Genomic DNA, 18,580 nt, shown 5'->3' on the forward strand with positions numbered 1-18,580 from the left:
CAGCGCCCACACGTTCGCGCTACGCTTCTCGTTTTGCGGAGGTCTGTGCATGTTCGATTTCTACCCTCAGCTCAAGCAGCACTTTGCCGCGCTGCGCACCCAAGCCGAGTTCTATTCGCTACGTTATGTACGCGAGTCCGGGCAATACCTGTCGGTACGCAAGAACGTCGCAGAACCTCCCTCGTTCAAACACGATCAAGGTGTGATGCTGACCGCTCGGGTCAAAGGCGTCGAAGCCTATGCGGCCACAAACGACCTGTCTCAAGCCGGAATTCAAGCAGCGCTGGATCAGGCCGAAGCTCAAGCGCGGCTGATCGCAGCCCACTCGCTGCTGGATCTGACCTACCAGGCGGTGTCTCACGAACGCGCCGACTATTGCTCGCCCAACCTCGACCAAGCGTTTCCCTCGCTGAGCGACTGCTTTGAGCTACTCAGTGCCGAATCGGCCTCAGTCCCCAACGATGAGCGGCTGACCAGTTGGGACGTCTCGCTGGGGCTCAACCATGTCGAGCAAATTTACCTCAACAGTGCCGGGGCCGAGCTACGCCAAGCCCAGCGCTTTGTGTATCCGGGCATCAGCGTGACCGCCTATGACGGCAACGACAGCCAAACCCGCAGCTTGGGCCGCGAAAACTTTGGTCAGCAAGGCGGCGCGGATGTCATCAGTCGTTGCGGGCTGATCGGGGCTGCGCCCAACGTGGCCGATCAAGCGTTGCAACTGTTGTTGGCGCCCAACACCCCACAGGGCAAGCGCGACCTGCTGCTGATGCCCGACCAGATGATTTTGCAAATCCACGAATCCATCGGCCACCCGCTGGAGTTGGATCGCATTCTGGGTGATGAGCGCAATTACGCGGGCACCAGCTTCGTCAAAACCAGCGATTTCGGCCATCTTCAGTACGGCTCGAACTTGCTCAATGTCACCTTCGATCCGACCATCCCCGAGCAACTGGCCAGCTACGGTTTTGATGACGACGGCACACCTGCGCACAAGGCATTTCTGATCCGTGAAGGGCTGCTGCTACGTCCATTGGGCGGCGGGTTGTCGCAATTTCGCTCGGGGCTTGAGGGCGTGGCCAACAGCCGGGCGTGCGGCTGGAACCGACCACCGATTGACCGCATGGCCAACCTCAATATCGAGCCGGGCGACCAGTCGATGGCGCAACTGATTGGCGGTATCGAAAACGGAATATTGATGGCCACCAACCGTTCATGGTCGATTGACGATGCCCGTAACAAGTTCCAGTTTGGCTGCGAGTGGGGGCAATTGATCGAAAATGGCGAGCTTAAGGGCGTGGTGAAAAACCCGAATTACCGCGGGATCTCGGATCAGTTCTGGCGCAACCTCAGCGCCGTGGGCGACGCCAGCACCTTCAAAGTGCTCGGCACTCCGAACTGCGGCAAGGGCGAGCCCAATCAAGTGATTCGCGTTGGGCATGCGTCGCCTGCGTGTGTGTTTAGTCAAATTGATGTGTTTGGAGGCGATGCCTGATGAGTCCGTTATTGAGTCAGGCCGAGCAGTTCGAGTTGCTGGTGCAATGGCTGCGCACGGCAATGCACAGCGACGAAAAATTCACCCTGAGCTACAACGCTGAAGCCTCTGAATTTATTCGTTTCAACAAGGGCAAAGTGCGTCAGGCCGGGCAGGTGCAGCAAGCCAGCCTGGACTTCAAACTGATCAACAACGGGCGCCATGCCGATGTACACCTGACCTTGGCCGGCGAGCCTGACGTCGATCAACTACGGCTGGCCAGCGCCCTTGAACAGCTACGCGAAACCTTGCCGCTGCTGCCCGTTGATCCCTATTTGCGGCTAAACCTTGACCCTTGGCACAGCCACAACGTGCACACCCAGCCGCTGCCCGAAACGGCGCAAGTGCTGGATGACATTCGTGTTGCCGCAACAGGGGTTGATCTGGTGGGTTTCTACGCCAGCGGCCCGATTAGCTATGGCTACGCCAGCTCTGAAGGTGCATTGGGCTGGCATCAGGCCAACAGCTTCAACTTTGACTGGAGCTTGTTCCACAGCAACGGCCAAGCAGTCAAAGCCAGCTATGCGGGCGCGCAATGGAGCAGCGAACGCTTTGCTCAGCGCATGCAGCTGGCTCGCGAACAGTTGGCTTTTCTCGAACGCCCGGCTCACGCGTTGGCACCCGGCGAATACCGCGCCTACCTCGCTCCAGCGGCACTCGAAGAAGTCATGAGCATGCTGAGCTGGGGTGGTTTCTCGGCGCAGGCATTGGCCAGCAAATACAGCCCGTTACAGCGCTTGTATGCGGGCGATGCACAACTGAGCCCGCTGGTATCGCTCGACGAACACGTCAGCCAGTCCTTGAGTCCGGCATTTAGCGGCGAAGGTTATCCGCGTCAGGACTTGTCACTGGTCAAACACGGCAAGGCCCATCAGCAATTGGTCGGCTCTCGCAGCGCGGCCGAGTATGGCCTTGAAGCCAACGGCGCCCCTGCTGGCGAAGGCCCCAGCGCATTGGCGATGGCCGCAGGTACGCTGGAGCAGGCCGACATTCTCAAGCAACTGGGCACCGGGCTGTACATCAGCAATTTGTGGTACTTGAACTACTCTGACCAACCTGCGGCGCGCCTGACCGGCATGACCCGCTTTGCGACGTTCTGGGTTGAGAACGGCGAGATCAAGGCCCCGGTCAACACCATGCGCTTTGATGACAGCGTCTATAGTTTGCTGGGCTCGCAATTAGAGGCGTTGACGGCTGAGCGCGAGTTGCTGCTGTCGGCCAGTACGTATGAACAACGCCAAACTGCGTCGAATTTACTGCCCGGCGCGCTGGTTAAAAAGCTGACATTGACGCTGTGAATGATTGAAAAATCCCCCGTGGGAGCTGCCGAAGGCTGCGATCTTTTTTGAATTAAAAGGCCGCAGCCTTCGCCAGCTCCCACAGGGTGTTTCAGCCCCTGATAGCCAAAAGAGGTCCTATGCCCGTACGTCCGGTTCTAAGCCCTGAAACCCTGCGCTGGTTGCCGTGGGTGGTGGCCATTGCGTTTTTCATGCAGTCGCTCGACGGCACTATTCTCAATACCGCCCTGCCCGACATGGCCCGCGACCTCGACGAAAACCCGCTGCGCATGCAAGGGGTGATCGTGGCGTACATGCTCACGGTGGCGCTGCTGATCCCGGCCTCTGGCTGGATCGCCGACCGCTTCGGCACTAAAAAAATCTTCTTCGGCGCCATTTTGCTGTTCAGCTTCGGCTCGTTGCTGTGCGCGTTGTCGGGCACGCTCAACCAGTTGATAGGCGCACGCGTGGTTCAGGGACTGGGCGGCGCCTTGATGTTGCCCATTGGGCGGCTAGTGGTGCTCAAGGCCTACCCGCGCTCAGAGCTAGTGCGGATCATGGGATTCATCACTATTCCCGGCCTGCTTGGCCCGTTGCTCGGCCCCACGATGGGCGGTTGGATGGTGCAATACCTGAGCTGGCACTGGATTTTTTTGATCAACTTGCCCGTCGGAATACTCGGCTGCTGGGCCGTTTGGCACTTTATCCCGGACTTGCGCGGCAGTGAACGCACGCGCTTTGACGGGCTGGGCTTCGTGCTGTTTGGAGCGGCGATGGTATTTATCACCATTGCGATGGAAGGCTTGGGCGAGTTGCACATGCCGCACCTGCGGGTGATGTTGCTACTGTTTGCGGGCATGGCGTGTCTGGCGGCCTATTGGTTGCGGGCGGGCAATATCAGTAACCCACTGTTCTCCCCGACCCTGTTTAAAACCAAAACGTTTGCCGTGGGTATTTTGGGTAATCTTTTTGCCCGCCTTGGCAGTGGCGCGTTGCCGTTTTTGGTGCCGTTGCTGCTGCAAGTCGCCTTGGGTTACTCGCCCTCCCAAGCCGGGATGAGCATGTTGCCACTGGCCGCAGCGGCCATGTTGGCCAAGTGGGTTGCTCGGCCGCTGATTGAGCGCTTGGGCTACCGCAATGTGCTGACCGGCAACACCTTTGCGCTGGGGCTGATGCTGGCCAGTATGGGGCTGGTCACAGAACACACGCCGTACCCACTGTTGCTGGGCATGTTGGCCGTATTGGGGGCGATTAACTCGCTGCAATTTACTGCGATGAACACCGTGACCCTGATCGACCTCGACGATGCCAGCGCCAGCAGCGGCAACAGCTTGCTGTCGGTGGTCGCGCAATTGGCCCTGAGCCTGGGCGTGGCGTGCGCTGGCGCCTTGCTCGGCGGCTTCACGGGTGATGGCGGCAACGACGGCGTCGACACCGTGCTCGGGGCATTCCAGCTGACCTTCCTGACTGTCGGGATCATGGCCATGCTGGCGGCAGCAATCTTTCTGCAACTGTCGCCTCAAGATGGCCGCAAACCCAAAGCCAACTCGGAGCATGAGCTGGAGCATTAACCACGAGAATGCTTCACCCCCGCAGGAACTGGCCCGGGATGCGAGCTTTTTAACGGCCAAAAGATCGCAGCTTGCGCCAGCACCTAGCGGGTTTGAGGTGACTTCTCGTCCAGAATGTTCAAGCCAAGGGCATGGGGCTGTTACACTGCGCGACATTTTGTTTTGCAGGCCAGTCTCGTGACCACCATTGCCACCGCTTTTAACTCTCTGCCTCTGTCCGCCGCCATGTTGGCTAACCTCGACTCCCTCGGTTATGCCCAGATGACGCCGATTCAGGCGCAGAGCTTGCCGGTGATCCTCAAAGGCATGGACCTGATCGCCCAAGCCAAAACCGGTAGCGGCAAAACAGCCGCCTTCGGTATCGGCCTGCTGAACCCGATCAATCCGCGCTTCTTCGGCTGTCAGGCTCTTGTGATCTGCCCAACCCGTGAGTTGGCTGACCAGGTTGCCAAAGAAATCCGCCGTCTGGCCCGCGCTGAAGACAACATCAAAGTGCTGACCCTGTGTGGCGGCGTGTCGTTCGGCCCGCAGATCGGCTCGCTGGAACACGGCGCGCACATCATTGTTGGTACTCCGGGCCGCATTCAGCAGCACTTGCGCAAAGGTTCGCTGGTACTGGATGGCCTGAACACGCTGGTGCTGGACGAAGCTGACCGCATGCTCGACATGGGCTTCTACGACGCCATCGAAGACATCATTCGCCAGACCCCAGAGCGCCGCCAAACGCTGCTGTTCTCGGCCACCTACCCGGTGGGCATCAAGCAGCTGTCGTCCAAGTTCATGCGCAACCCGCAGCAAGTCAAAGCTGAAGCGCTGCATACCGACAGCCAGATTGAGCAGCGTTTCTACGAGATCTCACCTGAAGAACGCATGGACGCCGTGACCAAAGTGCTCGCGCATTTCCGTCCGCAATCGTGCGTAGCCTTCTGCTTCACCAAGCAGCAGGTTCAAGAAACAGTCGATCACCTGACCGCCAAGGGCATTTCGGCCGTCGGCCTGCACGGCGATCTGGAACAACGCGACCGTGACCAAGTGCTGGCGATGTTTGCCAACCGCTCCACCTCGGTACTGGTTGCTACTGACGTTGCCGCCCGTGGTCTGGACATTGACGCGCTGGACATGGTGCTCAACGTTGAACTGGCCCGCGATTCGGAAATCCACATTCACCGTGTCGGCCGTACCGGTCGTGCGGGCGAAAAAGGGGTTGCCATCAGCTTGGTTGCTCCGTCCGAAGCCCACCGCGCACAAGCCATTGAGCAGCTGCAAAAAGCCCCTCTGAACTGGGAAACACTGGACACGCTCAAGTCTCAAGGTGGCGCACCATTGCTGCCAGCCATGAGCACCCTGTGCATCGGCGCTGGCCGTAAAGACAAGGTGCGTCCGGGTGACATTCTTGGCGCTCTGACTGGCGAAGCTGGCATTCCTGGCGCACAGGTCGGCAAAATCGCGATCTTTGACTTCCAGGCATACGTTGCCGTTGACCGCACCATTGCCAAACAAGCAGCCCAGCGCTTGAGCGAAGGCAAAATCAAAGGCCGCTCGTTGCGCGTTCGCGTTTTGTAAACAAACCCTTCAAAACCTGTAGTGGCCGCCGAAGGGCGGCGAGCTTTACACCCAAAAGCTCGCCGCCTTCGGCAGCCACTACAGGGTCTCCCTCCGTTTTGAGGACACCGCTTTGCGTTCTACCGACGTTGTGATTATTGGCGCAGGCGCCGCAGGTTTGATGTGCGCGCTGACCGCTGCCGGGCGTGGGCGCAAGGTAATGCTGATTGACCACGCCAATAAGGCGGGCAAGAAGATCCTGATGTCGGGCGGGGGCCGCTGCAACTTCACCAATATGTACACCGAGCCCAACAATTTCCTGTCGCAGAACCCGCACTTTTGCAAATCGGCGTTGGCGCGCTACACCCAGTGGGACTTCATCGAACTGGTGAGCAAGCACGGCGTGCCGTACCACGAGAAAAAACTCGGCCAATTGTTCTGCGATAACAAGTCCAGCGACATTCTCGAGATGCTCTTGGATGAGTGCAAACAGGCAGGCGTGAGCCTGTATCTGGACACCTCCATCGAACAAATCGAAAAAACCGAAACCGGCTACACCCTCTCGACCACGCTGGGTCAGTTGAGCTGCCAATCGCTGGTCATCGCCACGGGCGGGCTGTCGATTCCGACCCTGGGCGCCACCGGTTTTGGCTATCAAGTGGCCAAACAATTCGGTCACACTCTGCTGCCAACCCGCGCTGGCTTAGTGCCGTTCACCATCACCGACCAGCTCAAAGAGATCTGCACCGAACTCTCGGGCACTTCGGTGGATTGCTGGGTGAGCTGCAACGATCAGAGCTTTCGCGAAAACATTCTGTTCACCCATCGTGGTTTGAGCGGGCCTGCGATTTTGCAAATCTCGTCGTTCTGGAACACAGGCGACACGGTTGAGATCAATCTGCTGCCCGACCTCGACGCGCTGAGCTGGTTGCAAACTCAGCAAGCTGAGCGCCCCAACAGCGAACTCAAAACCTTGCTGGGTGAGATTTTCACCAAAAAGATGGCCAACCTGCTGGCCGAGCACTGGTTTGTGTCCAAGCCGATGAAGCAGTACACACCGAGCGAATTGAGCGATGTGGCCGACAAGCTGGCTTGCTGGAAAGTCGTACCCGCGGGCACTGAAGGCTACCGAACTGCCGAAGTGACCCTGGGCGGAGTCGATACCCGCGAAGTGTCGTCCAAGACGATGGAATCACTGAAAAGCCCCGGCCTGTACTTTGTAGGCGAGGTGCTGGATGTGAGCGGCCACTTGGGCGGCTTTAACTTTCAGTGGGCATGGGCTTCGGGCTATGCGGCGGCGCAGTACGTTTAACCTCCCTCGTGTAGTCGCAGCCGACGGCAGCGACTACACGACTTGCAGAAAAATATTTTCTGTTCGATGTGAACAGTGTCATTGCACTGTCGTCATAACTGGCTCAAGTTAGCGCATCACGAGCAAGGCTTCGCCACCTCATGTCATCAAAAAGTTTTAGTCATTCCCTGCGCCGTCTGTGGGCGCGGGATAAGTTCAGTTACAGCGTTCGGGTATTTATCGCTCTGACCGGCAGCATGGCTTTTTGCTGGTATCAAGATGAGATGAAGATGTTGATCCCGTTATTTCTGGGGATCATCGCCAGTGCGCTGTCTGAAACCGATGACAGCTGGCAAGGCCGCCTCAATGCGCTGCTGGTAACACTGGTGTGTTTCAGCGCTTCAGCATTCAGTGTCGAACTCCTTTTTCCGTATCCGTTGTTGATGGTGTGCGCTTTGGCGCTGGCCAGCTTCGGCCTGACCATGCTCGGCGCACTGGGCGAACGCTATGGGGCCATTGCGTCTGCCACGTTGATTGTGGCCGTGTACACGATGATTGGCGTCGACCAACGTGGCGGCGAAGTGCTCGACTTCTGGCATGAGCCGCTGCTGCTGGTATCAGGCGCGGCGTGGTACGGCTTGCTCTCCGTGCTGTGGCAGGCGCTGTTCACCCATCAACCGGTGCAGCAAAGTCTGGCGCGGCTGTTTTGGGAGCTGGGCCTGTACCTCAAGCTCAAGTCATCGCTGTTCGAGCCGGTTCGTAAGCTGGATGTGGAAGCGGGCCGATTGGAGCTGGCGCAGCAAAACGGCAAGGTCGTGGCCGCGCTAAATACCGCCAAAGAGATCATTCTGCACCGGGTCGGTAACTCACGGCCGGGGTCAAAACTCAGTCGTTACCTCAAGCTGTACTTCCTGGCCCAAGACATTCACGAGCGCGCCAGTTCATCGCATTACCCCTACAACGCGCTGGCCGATGCCTTTTTTCACAGTGATGTGATGTTCCGTTGCCAGCGCCTTTTACGCCAGCAAGGGGTGGCCTGCCAGCGCCTGTCAGAGTCGATCAAGCTGCGCCAGCCCTTTGTGTATGACGACAGCTTTGCCGAAGCGCTCGGCGATTTGCATGCCTCTCTTGAGCATCTGCGCATCCAAAGCAACCCAGCGTGGCGGGGTTTATTGCGATCACTGCGTGCTCTGGCCGCCAACCTTGGCACCTTGGATCGTCTGCTAAGCGACGCCACCAACCCGGACACCCTCGCCGATGCCACCGACAGCAGCTTGCTTGACCGCTCACCCCGTAACCTCAAGGATGTGTGGTCACGCCTGCGCCAACACCTGACGCCAACGTCGCTGATTTTCCGTCATGCCTTGCGCCTGCCTTTGGCGTTGAGCGTTGGTTTTGCGATGGTGCATTGGATTCACCCAAGCCAAGGCTACTGGATCATCCTCACCACGCTGTTTGTGTGCCAACCCAGTTATGGCGCAACGCGGCGCAAGTTCAGCCAGCGGATCGTTGGCACCGCGATCGGTCTGGCAGTGGGCTGGGCGCTGTTTGATTTGTTCCCCAACCCGTTAATACAGTCGATGTTCGCGGTGGTGGCCGGGGTCGTGTTCTTTATCAACCGCACCACGCGTTACACCCTGAGCACAGCGGCCATCACGTTGATGGTGCTGTTTTGCTTCAATCAGGTGGGCGACGGTTACGGGCTGTTCTTGCCCCGGCTATTCGATACGTTGGTGGGCAGCGTGATTGCGGCAGCTGCTGTGTTCCTGTTTTTACCCGACTGGCAGGGCCGACGTCTGAATCAGGTGTTGGCCAATACCTTGAGTTGTAACAGCCAATACTTGCGCCAAATCATGCAGCAATATGCACAGGGCAAACGCGACGATCTGGCCTATCGCCTGGCACGCCGCAATGCCCATAACGCCGATGCGGCACTGTCGACCACGCTGGCCAACATGCTGATGGAGCCAGGGCATTTTCGTAAAGATGCCGACATGGGCTTTCGCTTTTTGGTGCTGTCGCACACGCTGCTCAGCTATCTATCGGGCTTGGGCGCGCATCGCGACACCCAACTGCCAGCTGATGTCCGCGAGCAACTGATCGAAGGTGCGGGGCAGCGTATCGCCGACAGCATCGATCAGATTGCTCAGGGCTTGGCGACCAAACAAGCAGTGGCCGTGCAGAGTGACGATGAGGAAGCGCTGGCCAATGAGCTGGAGCAAATGCCAGAAGAGATCGATGAAAGTCAGCGGCTGGTGCAGACCCAGTTGGCGTTAATTTGCCGCCAACTCGGGCCGTTGCGTACGCTGGCAGCGCATTTGATTAAAGCCTCGTAGGCTCGCTCGCGCCTACACAAAATACACAGCGGCAAACCTACATCCCATGTTCTTTGATCAGCCGCGCGTAGCTGCCATCGGCCTTCATGGCGATTATTTCGCGGTCAAAATCGGCCACGATCTTGTCGTGCTCTGGGGTCTTGAGGCTGACCAAAATATGCAGCTGGTTTTCGCTCACCGGCTTGGGGAGAAACTCCAGCGCGTTGCGCACCCGCGCTGATTCACGCGCAAGCCGATAGCGCGCCACGTATTCATCTTCCAGAGTCAAACTGACGCGCCCCGCCGCCAGCATGCGTACGGCCATCGCAAAGTTATGCACAGGGACTTTATTGAGCTGCTCATTGCTGTCGAATGCTGCCGAGTAGGCGTAGCCCGGCACGTAGGCAATCGCATAGCCCATCAGTTGCTCAAGGTTGTTGTACTCGACGGGTGAATCCTTACGCCGAATAAAACGCAGTTTATTGTGCAAATACGGCGCAGAAAACTGGCCGACTTTCAGACGTTCGTCGTTGTACCAAGCGTTGACCAGCACATCGTAGCGACCATTGCTAAGGCCTTGCATGGCACGAGCCCAAGGCACTTGCTCAAACCCACTGGCATAACCAGCCCGCGCCAGAGCGGTGCTAACCAGATCGGTCGCCAACCCGCCATTGATCAATGTGGCGTCCGTGAAAGGTGGCCAAATATCACCGACCAGCCGCAAGGGCTCTGCGCTGGTGGTTTGAAGGCAAAGGCATGCCCCCAGTAAAACCAGAGTTCGGCGCAGCCGCGACATTGCGAAGCTTAAGTTCATCGTCATCGTCGCCGCCTGCCTCGAACCGAACATTGATATTAAAAAGCCCGCACCGAACAATGCGCAACTTGGCGCCGGGTTGCAAGACGCTTAGTATCCAAACATTGCCTTTTATTCAGGACATAAATGTGAACATCGATTGGGTCTGCAAACACCACAACGATCTTGGTAAAGAGCAGCTGTACGCAGTGCTGAAACTGCGCTCTGAGGTTTTCGTCGTTGAGCAAAAATGTGCGTATCAGGACATCGATGGTCAAGATCTTGAAGGCGATACCCTGCACCTGATGGGCTGGCAAGACGACCAGTTGGTGGCATACGCACGCATACTCGACCCAGAATCACAGGGCGGTGACGTGGTCATTGGCCGCGTCATCATCGCGCCCCTTGCTCGCGGCCATCACCTGGGCCACGCGTTGATGTCCCAAGCGCTGGAAAATATCGAAGAGTACTGGTCGGACACGCCGGTTTATCTGTCGGCCCAAGCGCATCTAAAAGGGTTGTATGCCGCGCACGGCTTTATCGTCACGGGCAAAGAATATCTGGAAGACGATATTCCTCACGTCGGCATGCGCCGCAGTTAAAACGCCTCAGGGATAGCCCAGCACCTGCTTGATCTGAGCCAGATGCTGGCCGACCCAAGCCTTGTCAATCGGCCCCCAGCTGTGAATTTGATAGCGCCCGGCGTGGTTGCGGGCGCCGTCCTGCTGCTCGAACTCACACACAATGTCCAAATCAGCCAAGGCGGCGATGGTGTCCTGTGCCGTGCGACGCGGCATACCCGTTACCTCAGTCAGCGCGGGTACGCTGCTGGCGGTTTGGCTATCAATTAACCAGGCCACGTACAAACGGCGATAAAAGCTGCTTTTTGTTTTGCTGACTTCCATTCATCACTCCTGGTGCAGGTTGGATAGGTGTAGGAGCAAGCGGGCGCCTACAAAAAATCGGTTTAGGCTTTGCCCTGCAAATCACGCCACGTGAGGTACACCCGCAGGTCAAACTCCAACTGGTGATAACCCGGCTGCATGTACTCACACAACTTGTAGAACGCCTTGTTGTGGTCTGACTCTTTAAGATGCGCCAGCTCGTGCACCACGATCATTTTCAGAAACTCGGGGGCTGCGTCCTTGAACAGCGACGCGACACGCAGCTCTTTCTTGGCCTTGAGCTTGGCGCCCTGTACTCGCGAAATGGTGGTGTGCAAGCCCAACGCACGATGGGTCAGGTCTAGCCGGTTATCGAATAACACTTTGTCGAAAGATGGCGCGTTACGCAGGTGTTCTTGCTTGAGTTCCAGCGCATAGGCATATAGGGCTTTATCGCTTTGTACGGCATGACGCTGCGGATAACGCTCCTGCAGGTAGTCGCCCAACTGGTCACGCTCAATCAGTTGGCGCACCTGATCCTGCAAGGTTTGGGGGTAAGCCTGAAGGTATTTAAGAACAGTCATGAGGCGCCAGTGCACAGCGTAAAAGGCGCCAGTGTAGCGAATTCAAACGGGCTAAGTATCTTCGCCCACTCGAAGCAGAGGCACTGAGAAGCTCGGGTCGCTCAACATCTGATTGAAATAGCGATATTGCTGACGCCCTGCGCGCTTGGCCTCGTACATGGCGTCATCGGCAGCGCGCAACAAGTTTTCAAGATTGGCACCCGACTCCGGATGCACCGCAATGCCGATACTCACACCCAGGTTCACATCCAGGCCTTCAATTTGCTGATGCACACCCACCTTGTCGATGATCTGCTGGGCAAAGGCTGACGCTTCGCTTGCCTGATTCAGCTTCAGGAGCAACGTGAACTCATCGCCACCGATGCGGCCCAGAATGTCGCCGGGGCGGATGCACTGCTGCAACTGCTCAGACACCCAACTTAACGTCCAGTCACCCGCTTCATGGCCCACCGAATCATTGATTCGCTTAAAACCATCGAGGTCCAGATATAACAGCGCTTGCACGTATGACGTTGCGTCATCGCACATCAGAGCCGTCTCAGCCGCACGATGAAAACCACGGCGATTAAGCAGCCCGGTCAACGGGTCCGTCACCGCTTGTAGCTCCAGCTGGTGATGCAAATGGCACACTTCTGACATGTCCAACACCGTCACCACCATCGCCTGCATCTCCGTAGACAAAGGCGCGCATGACAATGTCACCGGCAGCGGCTGGCCCAAGGCCGTGCGCAAAATACCATCGTGTACGCGGTAGGTCTCACCCTGCTGGTAATGGCTATAAATCGCTGACTCGTACCAATCTGGCACGTGGGGGTTTTGCAGAAAATTTAAAAAATGAGCCCCGGTCAAGGCCGGGACGGGGGTCTTGAGCAAACGTGAGATGGCCGGGTTGGCATAACGAATAAGCCCGTTTTCATTGACCACCAAAATGCCTTCAGCGGCATTCTCTAAAACCGACGCGTTAAAGGCTTGGGCAACTTCCAGATCATGGCTTAACTGACGTAACGCTCTGGCGTTGCTCTGCTGTTCAAGCAACGCCTGCACCTTGGGCTTGAGAATTTGCGGATCAAAGGGTTTGAGCAAATAGTCCACGGCGCCACAGGCATAACCTTCCAGCACCGACTCATGAGACCGTGCATTAGCGGTCAGAAAAATGATTGGCGTGAGGCGGGTGCGTTGGCTGCCGCGCATTAGCCGCGCAACCTCAAAGCCATTCATGCCGGGCATGTGGACATCCAGCAGCACCAGATCAATGTCATGACGCAACAAGCAATCGAGCGCCTCAACCCCCGATTGTGCGGTGATGATTTCCCAGTCCGGGCGCTGCAACAACGCGCGCATGCTCATCAAATTTTCGGGGTAGTCATCCACGACCAATAGGACTGAGCCAACTTCTACCGGCTTCCCTTGCACGCATTCCATGCTGCTTCTCTTTTTTGGCATCCCGGATTCATCTGAAAACCGGCTAAAACTGAGGGCTAACTCTAAACCTGACACCTGCTAATCAGAAGTCTTCGGGCGCGTGGCGACCATCAAATAGTCGATCAACCCGACTAACGGTCGAAGACTGTAATGCAGGCATTACACTTCATCGGCCCATTCAAAATGCCTGACCCAAAGTGCCATCACTTTCACTGGCCATGCCTGACGCTTTATAAAGAGCACCCCTTACACGCCGTGGCCTAAACCCTGCTCGCGGTTTAGTGCCTGTAAGTGCCCCTCTTTTAAGGCTCGCACATGATCGATCTCGCAACCTGGAACCTGAGCGTTCCTGTCGGTACACCACCGGCGACCATCGACACGCCCCGCCTACTGCAAGGATACAAAAATACATACTTCCACTCCGATACCGGCACTTTGTTTTTTTGGACGCCTGTCACGGGCAGCAAAACGGTGAACGCCATTTATCCGCGCACCGAACTGCGCGAAACCCGCGCTGATGGCTCGTTGCGCAACTGGCTTTACCCCAGCGCTGATAATTTTCTAAAGGCCACCTTGGCCGTGAACAAAGTGCCCTCGTCGGGCAAGATCGTCATTGGCCAAATCCATGCCTTTAAGAGCCAGCAACCGCTGCTCAAGCTGGAGTTCCAGTACAAAGCCAGCCAGAAAAAAGGCAATTTGGTCGCCAAAGTCCGCAACCGCCCCAACGATACCCAACCTGTGGTGGTAACGCTGGCCGAGAACGTGCCATTGGCGAAGAACTTCACTTACGTGATTAATCTCACGCCCGGCGGCACCTTGAATATCAAGGCAGCAAACGGGCAATGGAGTCGGCCCATCAGCGCCACATGGCGTGATAAACCGCTGTATTTCAAGGCGGGGGCTTATGTGCAGGACAACACCGGGAACAGCGCAGAAGGCGGACAAGTCACGTTCAACAAGCTGGATATCGATCACAACTCACTGTGAATGATCAGCAGAGCCACCGCAGTGGCTCTGCTTTATCGCTTTATTGACCGAACGGCACTGGGCGTGGCGTTTGCGGGGAAGATGGCGGCAGTTGTGGCAGTTTGAAGTCCGGTTGATCGCCCGTCAGGGTTTTGAGGAAAGCCACAATCTGCGTGACCTCTTCCTTGCTCAGTTGGCGACCCAATTGCAAACGGGCCATCACATCAACCGCTTCATCCAGATTCCAGTACGCACCATCGTGGAAGTACGGGTAGGTCAGCTCGACGTTACGCAAAGTCGGCACTTTAAACCGCATGCGGTCGGCATCTTTACCGGTTAACCCAGCAACACCTTCCGATGGGTTTTTGGTGACGTAGGGTTCGACCATGCCCATTTTTTGCATCGACGAGCCACCTACAGCCTCGCCGTTATGACACGCGATACAGCCAGTGTTTTTGAACAACTCATAGCCCTTGAGGGCCGTGGGGCTGATTGCATTTTTATCACCTTTCAACCAACGGTCGAAGGGTGAGTTGGGCGTTACCAGGGTCTCTTCAAAGGCCGCCAACGCATCAGTGATGTCATCAATACTGACGTTTTCATTGCCATATACCGCTTTGAACGAATCGCGGTATTGAGGGATGGAGCGCACCACATCAGACGCCAGATTGTGGGTGAAACCCATCTCGCCGGGGTTGGCGATAGGCCCACCGGCCTGTTCCTTGAGCGTGGCCGCTCGCCCGTCCCAGAACTGCACCACGTTGAGGCCGGAGTTGAGCACCGTAGGTGAGTTGATCGGGCCTTGATGCCAATTATGCCCAATGGAGGTTGGCAAGTTATCGCTGCCGCCCATGCTCAGGTTGTGGCACGAGTTACAGGAAATAAACCCGGACTTGGACAAGCGCGGGTCAAACCACAATTGCTTGCCCAGCTCGACCTTTGCCGGGTTGGTAATTTTTGCCGGTTGTATGGGCTGTATCGGTTCATTGTTCGGGCCGGCGGCCCATGCCTGAGCGCCCATCATCAAGCCACACATTACGATCCACGATTTCACCACGGTTGCTTCTCCCTCTATTTATGATTTTTCAATCACTATGGAGCAGCCGTTGAAGTCGCTTGATGATGCGGGTCAAGGGATTCACACCTCAGCCAAAGTGGGACTTTTCAATGGTCAATTGAAGGTCGATTCCGATAAGGCCGAATGGCTCCCGAGGTGGCTTGCAGCATCGAAAGTACCGGGGCTATCTTCTTGGGTTACCAAAGGTTTGACTCAAATGATGCTGCCGTGGAAAACACATGAAAAAGACGCCGCGCGACGATCACCAGCATGACGAAACCACCCAAGACCTTCTCGATGCCCTGCGCGACCAGCGCATTCCTCTTGTGTCACTCGACAGCCTCAAGCCCACACAAGCAGCCGATATCAGCCCCCAATCGCCATTCGCCGTACGCGGGGATATCCGCGCACAGCAAGCGCTGTTACACATATCGATGCTGCTCAAGAGCGCAGAAGAGGTGTCCGATGAAATTACCGAAATGGCCAGTGGTGTAGAGCGCGGGTTGGTGTGGTCACTGGTGCACTCGGTCGAAATGGCGCGAGCGCTGGTGGATGCGTTGCTTAAGGGCAATGGCATAGATCCTGAAACGGCACACCGCTCTGCGTAGCCACCTTCGCCAGCCCCACCAGATTATTCGAGACAAAAAAAAGCCCGCATCGCTGCGGGCTTTTGTATACGCGCAGGTCTTAGTTGACCTTGGCGTTCAGCTCACCTTTGAGGTAACGCTGGTACATGGCTTCCAGAGAGATCGGTTTGATCTTCGAAGCGTTACCGGCAGTGCCAAAGGCTTCGTAACGAGCGATACACACATCACGCATCGCCGTCACAGTAGCGCCGAAGAACTTACGAGGGTCGAACTCGCTTGGGTTAGTCGCCATCAAACGGCGCATGGCGCCAGTCGATGCCAGACGCAGGTCGGTGTCGATGTTGACCTTGCGCACGCCGTGCTTGATGCCTTCAACGATTTCTTCAACCGGCACGCCGTAGGTTTCTTTGATGTCGCCGCCGTATTGGTTGATGATCGCCAGCCACTCTTGTGGCACCGAAGACGAACCGTGCATCACCAAGTGAGTGTTCGGAATGCGCTTGTGGATTTCTTTGATGCGGTCGATGGCCAACACGTCGCCGGTAGGTGGCTTGGTGAATTTGTACGCGCCGTGGGAAGTACCGATGGCGATTGCCAGAGCATCCACTTGAGTGCGCTTAACGAAGTCAGCCGCTTCTTCTGGGTCAGTCAGCATTTGGCTGTGATCCAGAACACCTTCAGCGCCGATACCGTCTTCTTCGCCAGCCATACCGGTTTCTAGCGAACCCAGGCAGCCCAACTCGCCTTCAACCGACACACCACACGCGTGAGCCAGCGCAACGGTTTGCTGAGTGACGCGCACGTTGTAGTCGTAGTCAGTTGGGGTTTTGCCGTCTTCGCCCAGCGAACCGTCCATCATCACCGAGCTGAAGCCCAGCTGGATGGAGCGTTGGCACACGTCAGGGCTTGTGCCGTGGTCCTGGTGCATGCACACCGGGATATGCGGGAACTCTTCGATTGCCGCCAAGATCAAGTGACGCAGAAACGGAGCACCGGCGTACTTGCGCGCACCGGCTGAAGCCTGAACGATCACCGGGGAGTCAGTCTTGTCAGCGGCTTCCATAATGGCGCGCATCTGCTCAAGGTTGTTGACGTTGAAAGCTGGAACGCCGTAGCCGAATTCGGCGGCGTGGTCCAACATCTGGCGCATGCTGATAAGTGCCATTGTGTGTGTCTCTCCCGGACGAGGGTCGTTAATCGTGCAAGCCTGCCGTAGCGGCGGCTGCTATTCAAGTTTTTGCAGATCGGGGGTAACCCGCCTGCGTGCAATTCACATCACCTGTAGTCGCTGGCCAAGGCTGCGACTACAGGTATTAATCGTTTAAGGACACCCACGCTCTTTTGACGCCTGGGGCGATTCGTATTTTTCCAGCGCATCAGGCCCTGATCGTTTATTGACCAGCGGCACACTCTGCGCCTGCCAATCGGCCTGATAGCAGCCACTCTCTTCGGGAGTAGCCGCTTCGGCCGTCGGCGGCGCCGAGCTAGCGCAACCGGCCAAAAAGCCCGCGATCATCAACAGCGGTAACAGCTTGACCATGTCCATGCTTCCTTTCAGGGCCTGAACTACCATCAGGCTTTGGCGCGGCTTTCCAACACTTCAACAGCAGGCAACACCTTGCCTTCAACGAACTCAAGGAAAGCGCCACCACCCGTGGAGATGTAAGAAATTTTGTCGGCAACATTGTACTTGTCGATAGCAGCCAAGGTGTCGCCACCGCCTGCGATCGAAAATGCGGCGCTGTCAGCAATGGCTTGAGCCAGAACTTTAGTGCCGTTACCAAACTGGTCGAATTCAAATACGCCTACCGGGCCATTCCACAAAATAGTGTTGGACGACTTCAACAGCTCAGCGAAGTGGGCGGCTGTTTGCGGCCCGATGTCCAAAATCATGTCGTCTTCGGCCACGTCTGCAATCAGCTTGACGGTCGCCACGGCGGTTTCAGCGAATTCTTTGGCAACGACCACGTCTGTTGGCAGCGGCACGTTAACTTTGGCGGCAATAGCGCGAGCGGTGTCGAGCAGGTCTGGCTCGTAAAGCGATTTACCTACCGGATGGCCCGCAGCAGCCAAGAAGGTGTTGGCGATGCCACCCCCAACGATCAGAAGGTCGCAGATTTGGCTCAGGCTGTTCAGCACGTCGAGTTTGGTCGACACCTTGGAGCCCGCAACAATGGCAGCCATAGGTTTGGCAGGAGCGCCCAGCGCCTTGCCCAAGGCTTGCAGCTCAGCAGCCAACAACGGGCCTGCAGCGGCAACTTTGGCGAATTTTGCTACGCCGTGAGTTGAGCCTTCAGCGCGGTGTGCGGTGCCAAAAGCGTCCATCACAAACACGTCGCACAGGGCTGCGTATTGCTTGGCCAACTCGTCGGCGTTTTTCTTTTCGCCCTTGTTGAAGCGCACGTTTTCGAACAACACAATGTCGCCCGCTTTAACGTCAACACCGTTCAGGTAATCGCTGACCAGCGGCACGTCGCGACCCAAGGCTTTGCTCAGGTAATCGGCCACAGGCTTGAGGCTGTTTTCAGCCGAAAACTCGCCTTCAGTCGGGCGGCCCAAATGCGAGCAGACCATGACCGCAGCACCTTTTTCCAAGGCCAGCTTGATGGTCGGCAGCGAAGCAAGAATGCGCGCATCGCTGGTGACAACACCGTCTTTGACTGGGACGTTGAGGTCTTCGCGGATCAGTACGCGCTTACCTTGCAGATCGAGGTCGGTCATCTTCAACACGGTCATGGGTCGCAGTTCCTGAGTTTCTAA

16 protein-coding genes and 1 pseudogene are annotated in these 18,580 nt (G+C 57.0%); 9 read left to right on the plus strand and 8 right to left on the minus strand.

Annotation, left to right across the window (positions count from 1 at the left end):
- Window positions 1-49: 49 nt before the first annotated feature.
- The 6 genes from ACZRJQ_RS09065 to yccS all read left to right on the plus strand — a co-directional run bounded on the left by ACZRJQ_RS09065 (window position 50) and on the right by yccS (window position 9,548).
- Window positions 50-1,492, plus strand: coding sequence for a TldD/PmbA family protein (locus ACZRJQ_RS09065; RefSeq protein WP_463978028.1), 1,443 nt, complete (start codon window positions 50-52; stop codon window positions 1,490-1,492).
- On the plus strand, window positions 1,492-2,829 hold the full coding sequence (locus ACZRJQ_RS09070; protein ID WP_463978029.1) for a TldD/PmbA family protein: 1,338 nt from the start codon (window positions 1,492-1,494) through the stop codon (window positions 2,827-2,829). Before ACZRJQ_RS09065 ends, ACZRJQ_RS09070 begins: the two co-directional genes overlap by 1 nt.
- 119 nt (window positions 2,830-2,948) lie before the next feature.
- Window positions 2,949-4,379, plus strand: a complete 1,431-nt coding sequence (gene mdtD, locus ACZRJQ_RS09075) for a multidrug transporter subunit MdtD (RefSeq protein WP_463978030.1) — start codon at window positions 2,949-2,951, stop codon at window positions 4,377-4,379.
- Window positions 4,380-4,604: 225 nt separating this feature from the next.
- Entirely contained in the window at window positions 4,605-5,942 is a 1,338-nt protein-coding gene (gene dbpA / locus ACZRJQ_RS09080) for an ATP-dependent RNA helicase DbpA (RefSeq protein WP_463978292.1), read from the plus strand.
- Window positions 5,943-6,054: 112 nt separating this feature from the next.
- Complete coding sequence (locus tag ACZRJQ_RS09085) at window positions 6,055-7,233, plus strand: BaiN/RdsA family NAD(P)/FAD-dependent oxidoreductase (RefSeq protein WP_463978031.1); 1,179 nt, start codon at window positions 6,055-6,057, stop codon at window positions 7,231-7,233.
- Window positions 7,234-7,373: 140 nt separating this feature from the next.
- Window positions 7,374-9,548, plus strand: coding sequence for a YccS family putative transporter (yccS, locus tag ACZRJQ_RS09090; protein ID WP_463978032.1), 2,175 nt, complete (start codon window positions 7,374-7,376; stop codon window positions 9,546-9,548).
- A 37-nt stretch (window positions 9,549-9,585) separates the two neighbouring features.
- Here yccS and ACZRJQ_RS09095 read toward each other — a convergent pair whose 3' ends face one another.
- Window positions 9,586-10,323 carry a substrate-binding periplasmic protein gene (locus tag ACZRJQ_RS09095; protein ID WP_463978293.1) on the minus strand — a complete coding sequence of 246 codons (738 nt, stop codon included), beginning with the start codon at window positions 10,321-10,323 and terminating at the stop codon, window positions 9,586-9,588.
- A gap of 146 nt (window positions 10,324-10,469) precedes the next feature.
- On the opposite strand from ACZRJQ_RS09095, the gene ACZRJQ_RS09100 reads away from it, so the two are divergent.
- Complete coding sequence (locus ACZRJQ_RS09100; protein WP_463978033.1) at window positions 10,470-10,922, plus strand: GNAT family N-acetyltransferase; 453 nt, start codon at window positions 10,470-10,472, stop codon at window positions 10,920-10,922.
- A 6-nt stretch (window positions 10,923-10,928) separates the two neighbouring features.
- Here the strand turns inward: ACZRJQ_RS09100 and ACZRJQ_RS09105 are convergent, their stop codons facing one another.
- The 3 genes and pseudogenes from ACZRJQ_RS09105 to ACZRJQ_RS09115 form a co-directional block, all read right to left on the minus strand.
- Entirely contained in the window at window positions 10,929-11,225 is a 297-nt protein-coding gene (locus tag ACZRJQ_RS09105) for a winged helix-turn-helix domain-containing protein (protein ID WP_463978034.1), read from the minus strand.
- Between the two features lie 62 nt (window positions 11,226-11,287).
- A complete protein-coding gene (locus ACZRJQ_RS09110; RefSeq protein WP_463978035.1) occupies window positions 11,288-11,788 on the minus strand; it encodes a M48 metallopeptidase family protein in 501 nt (166 codons plus the stop codon).
- 99 nt (window positions 11,789-11,887) lie between these two features.
- Window positions 11,888-13,210, minus strand: a pseudogene (locus ACZRJQ_RS09115) (diguanylate cyclase domain-containing protein); the annotation flags it as partial.
- 315 nt (window positions 13,211-13,525) lie between these two features.
- Between ACZRJQ_RS09115 and ACZRJQ_RS09120 the strand changes: the two are divergent.
- Window positions 13,526-14,197 carry a polysaccharide lyase family 7 protein gene (locus ACZRJQ_RS09120; protein ID WP_463978036.1) on the plus strand — a complete coding sequence of 224 codons (672 nt, stop codon included), beginning with the start codon at window positions 13,526-13,528 and terminating at the stop codon, window positions 14,195-14,197.
- 40 nt (window positions 14,198-14,237) lie between these two features.
- On the opposite strand, the gene ACZRJQ_RS09125 is transcribed toward ACZRJQ_RS09120, so the two are convergent.
- Window positions 14,238-15,230 carry a cytochrome-c peroxidase gene (locus ACZRJQ_RS09125; RefSeq protein WP_463978037.1) on the minus strand — a complete coding sequence of 331 codons (993 nt, stop codon included), beginning with the start codon at window positions 15,228-15,230 and terminating at the stop codon, window positions 14,238-14,240.
- 242 nt (window positions 15,231-15,472) lie between these two features.
- Here ACZRJQ_RS09125 and ACZRJQ_RS09130 point away from each other — a divergent pair, with 242 nt between their 5' ends.
- Window positions 15,473-15,841 (plus strand): hypothetical protein, encoded by a 369-nt coding sequence (locus ACZRJQ_RS09130; protein WP_463978038.1) that lies wholly within the window; start codon window positions 15,473-15,475, stop codon window positions 15,839-15,841.
- A 79-nt stretch (window positions 15,842-15,920) separates the two neighbouring features.
- On the opposite strand, the gene fba is transcribed toward ACZRJQ_RS09130, so the two are convergent.
- The 3 genes from fba to ACZRJQ_RS09145 form a co-directional block, all read right to left on the minus strand.
- Window positions 15,921-16,985, minus strand: a complete 1,065-nt coding sequence (gene fba, locus ACZRJQ_RS09135; protein WP_027617054.1) for a class II fructose-bisphosphate aldolase — start codon at window positions 16,983-16,985, stop codon at window positions 15,921-15,923.
- Window positions 16,986-17,141: 156 nt separating this feature from the next.
- Window positions 17,142-17,360, minus strand: coding sequence for a hypothetical protein (locus ACZRJQ_RS09140; protein WP_463978039.1), 219 nt, complete (start codon window positions 17,358-17,360; stop codon window positions 17,142-17,144).
- A 32-nt stretch (window positions 17,361-17,392) separates the two neighbouring features.
- Window positions 17,393-18,556, minus strand: coding sequence for a phosphoglycerate kinase (locus ACZRJQ_RS09145; protein ID WP_463978040.1), 1,164 nt, complete (start codon window positions 18,554-18,556; stop codon window positions 17,393-17,395).
- Between the last annotated feature and the right edge of the window lie 24 nt (window positions 18,557-18,580).

The sequence above is a fragment of the Pseudomonas sp. E315 genome (assembly GCF_055406205.1).

Coding starts and splice junctions, on each gene's coding strand:
- ACZRJQ_RS09065 (WP_463978028.1), top strand. CDS start 50: ATGTTCGATTTCTACCCTCAGCTCAAGCAGCACTTTGCCGCGCTGCGC.
- ACZRJQ_RS09070 (WP_463978029.1), top strand. CDS start 1,492: ATGAGTCCGTTATTGAGTCAGGCCGAGCAGTTCGAGTTGCTGGTGCAA.
- mdtD (WP_463978030.1), top strand. CDS start 2,949: ATGCCCGTACGTCCGGTTCTAAGCCCTGAAACCCTGCGCTGGTTGCCG.
- dbpA (WP_463978292.1), top strand. CDS start 4,605: ATGTTGGCTAACCTCGACTCCCTCGGTTATGCCCAGATGACGCCGATT.
- yccS (WP_463978032.1), top strand. CDS start 7,374: ATGTCATCAAAAAGTTTTAGTCATTCCCTGCGCCGTCTGTGGGCGCGG.
- ACZRJQ_RS09095 (WP_463978293.1), bottom strand. CDS start 10,323: ATGTCGCGGCTGCGCCGAACTCTGGTTTTACTGGGGGCATGCCTTTGC.
- ACZRJQ_RS09105 (WP_463978034.1), bottom strand. CDS start 11,225: ATGGAAGTCAGCAAAACAAAAAGCAGCTTTTATCGCCGTTTGTACGTG.
- ACZRJQ_RS09110 (WP_463978035.1), bottom strand. CDS start 11,788: ATGACTGTTCTTAAATACCTTCAGGCTTACCCCCAAACCTTGCAGGAT.
- ACZRJQ_RS09120 (WP_463978036.1), top strand. CDS start 13,526: ATGATCGATCTCGCAACCTGGAACCTGAGCGTTCCTGTCGGTACACCA.
- ACZRJQ_RS09130 (WP_463978038.1), top strand. CDS start 15,473: ATGAAAAAGACGCCGCGCGACGATCACCAGCATGACGAAACCACCCAA.
- fba (WP_027617054.1), bottom strand. CDS start 16,985: ATGGCACTTATCAGCATGCGCCAGATGTTGGACCACGCCGCCGAATTC.
- ACZRJQ_RS09140 (WP_463978039.1), bottom strand. CDS start 17,360: ATGGTCAAGCTGTTACCGCTGTTGATGATCGCGGGCTTTTTGGCCGGT.
- ACZRJQ_RS09145 (WP_463978040.1), bottom strand. CDS start 18,556: ATGACCGTGTTGAAGATGACCGACCTCGATCTGCAAGGTAAGCGCGTA.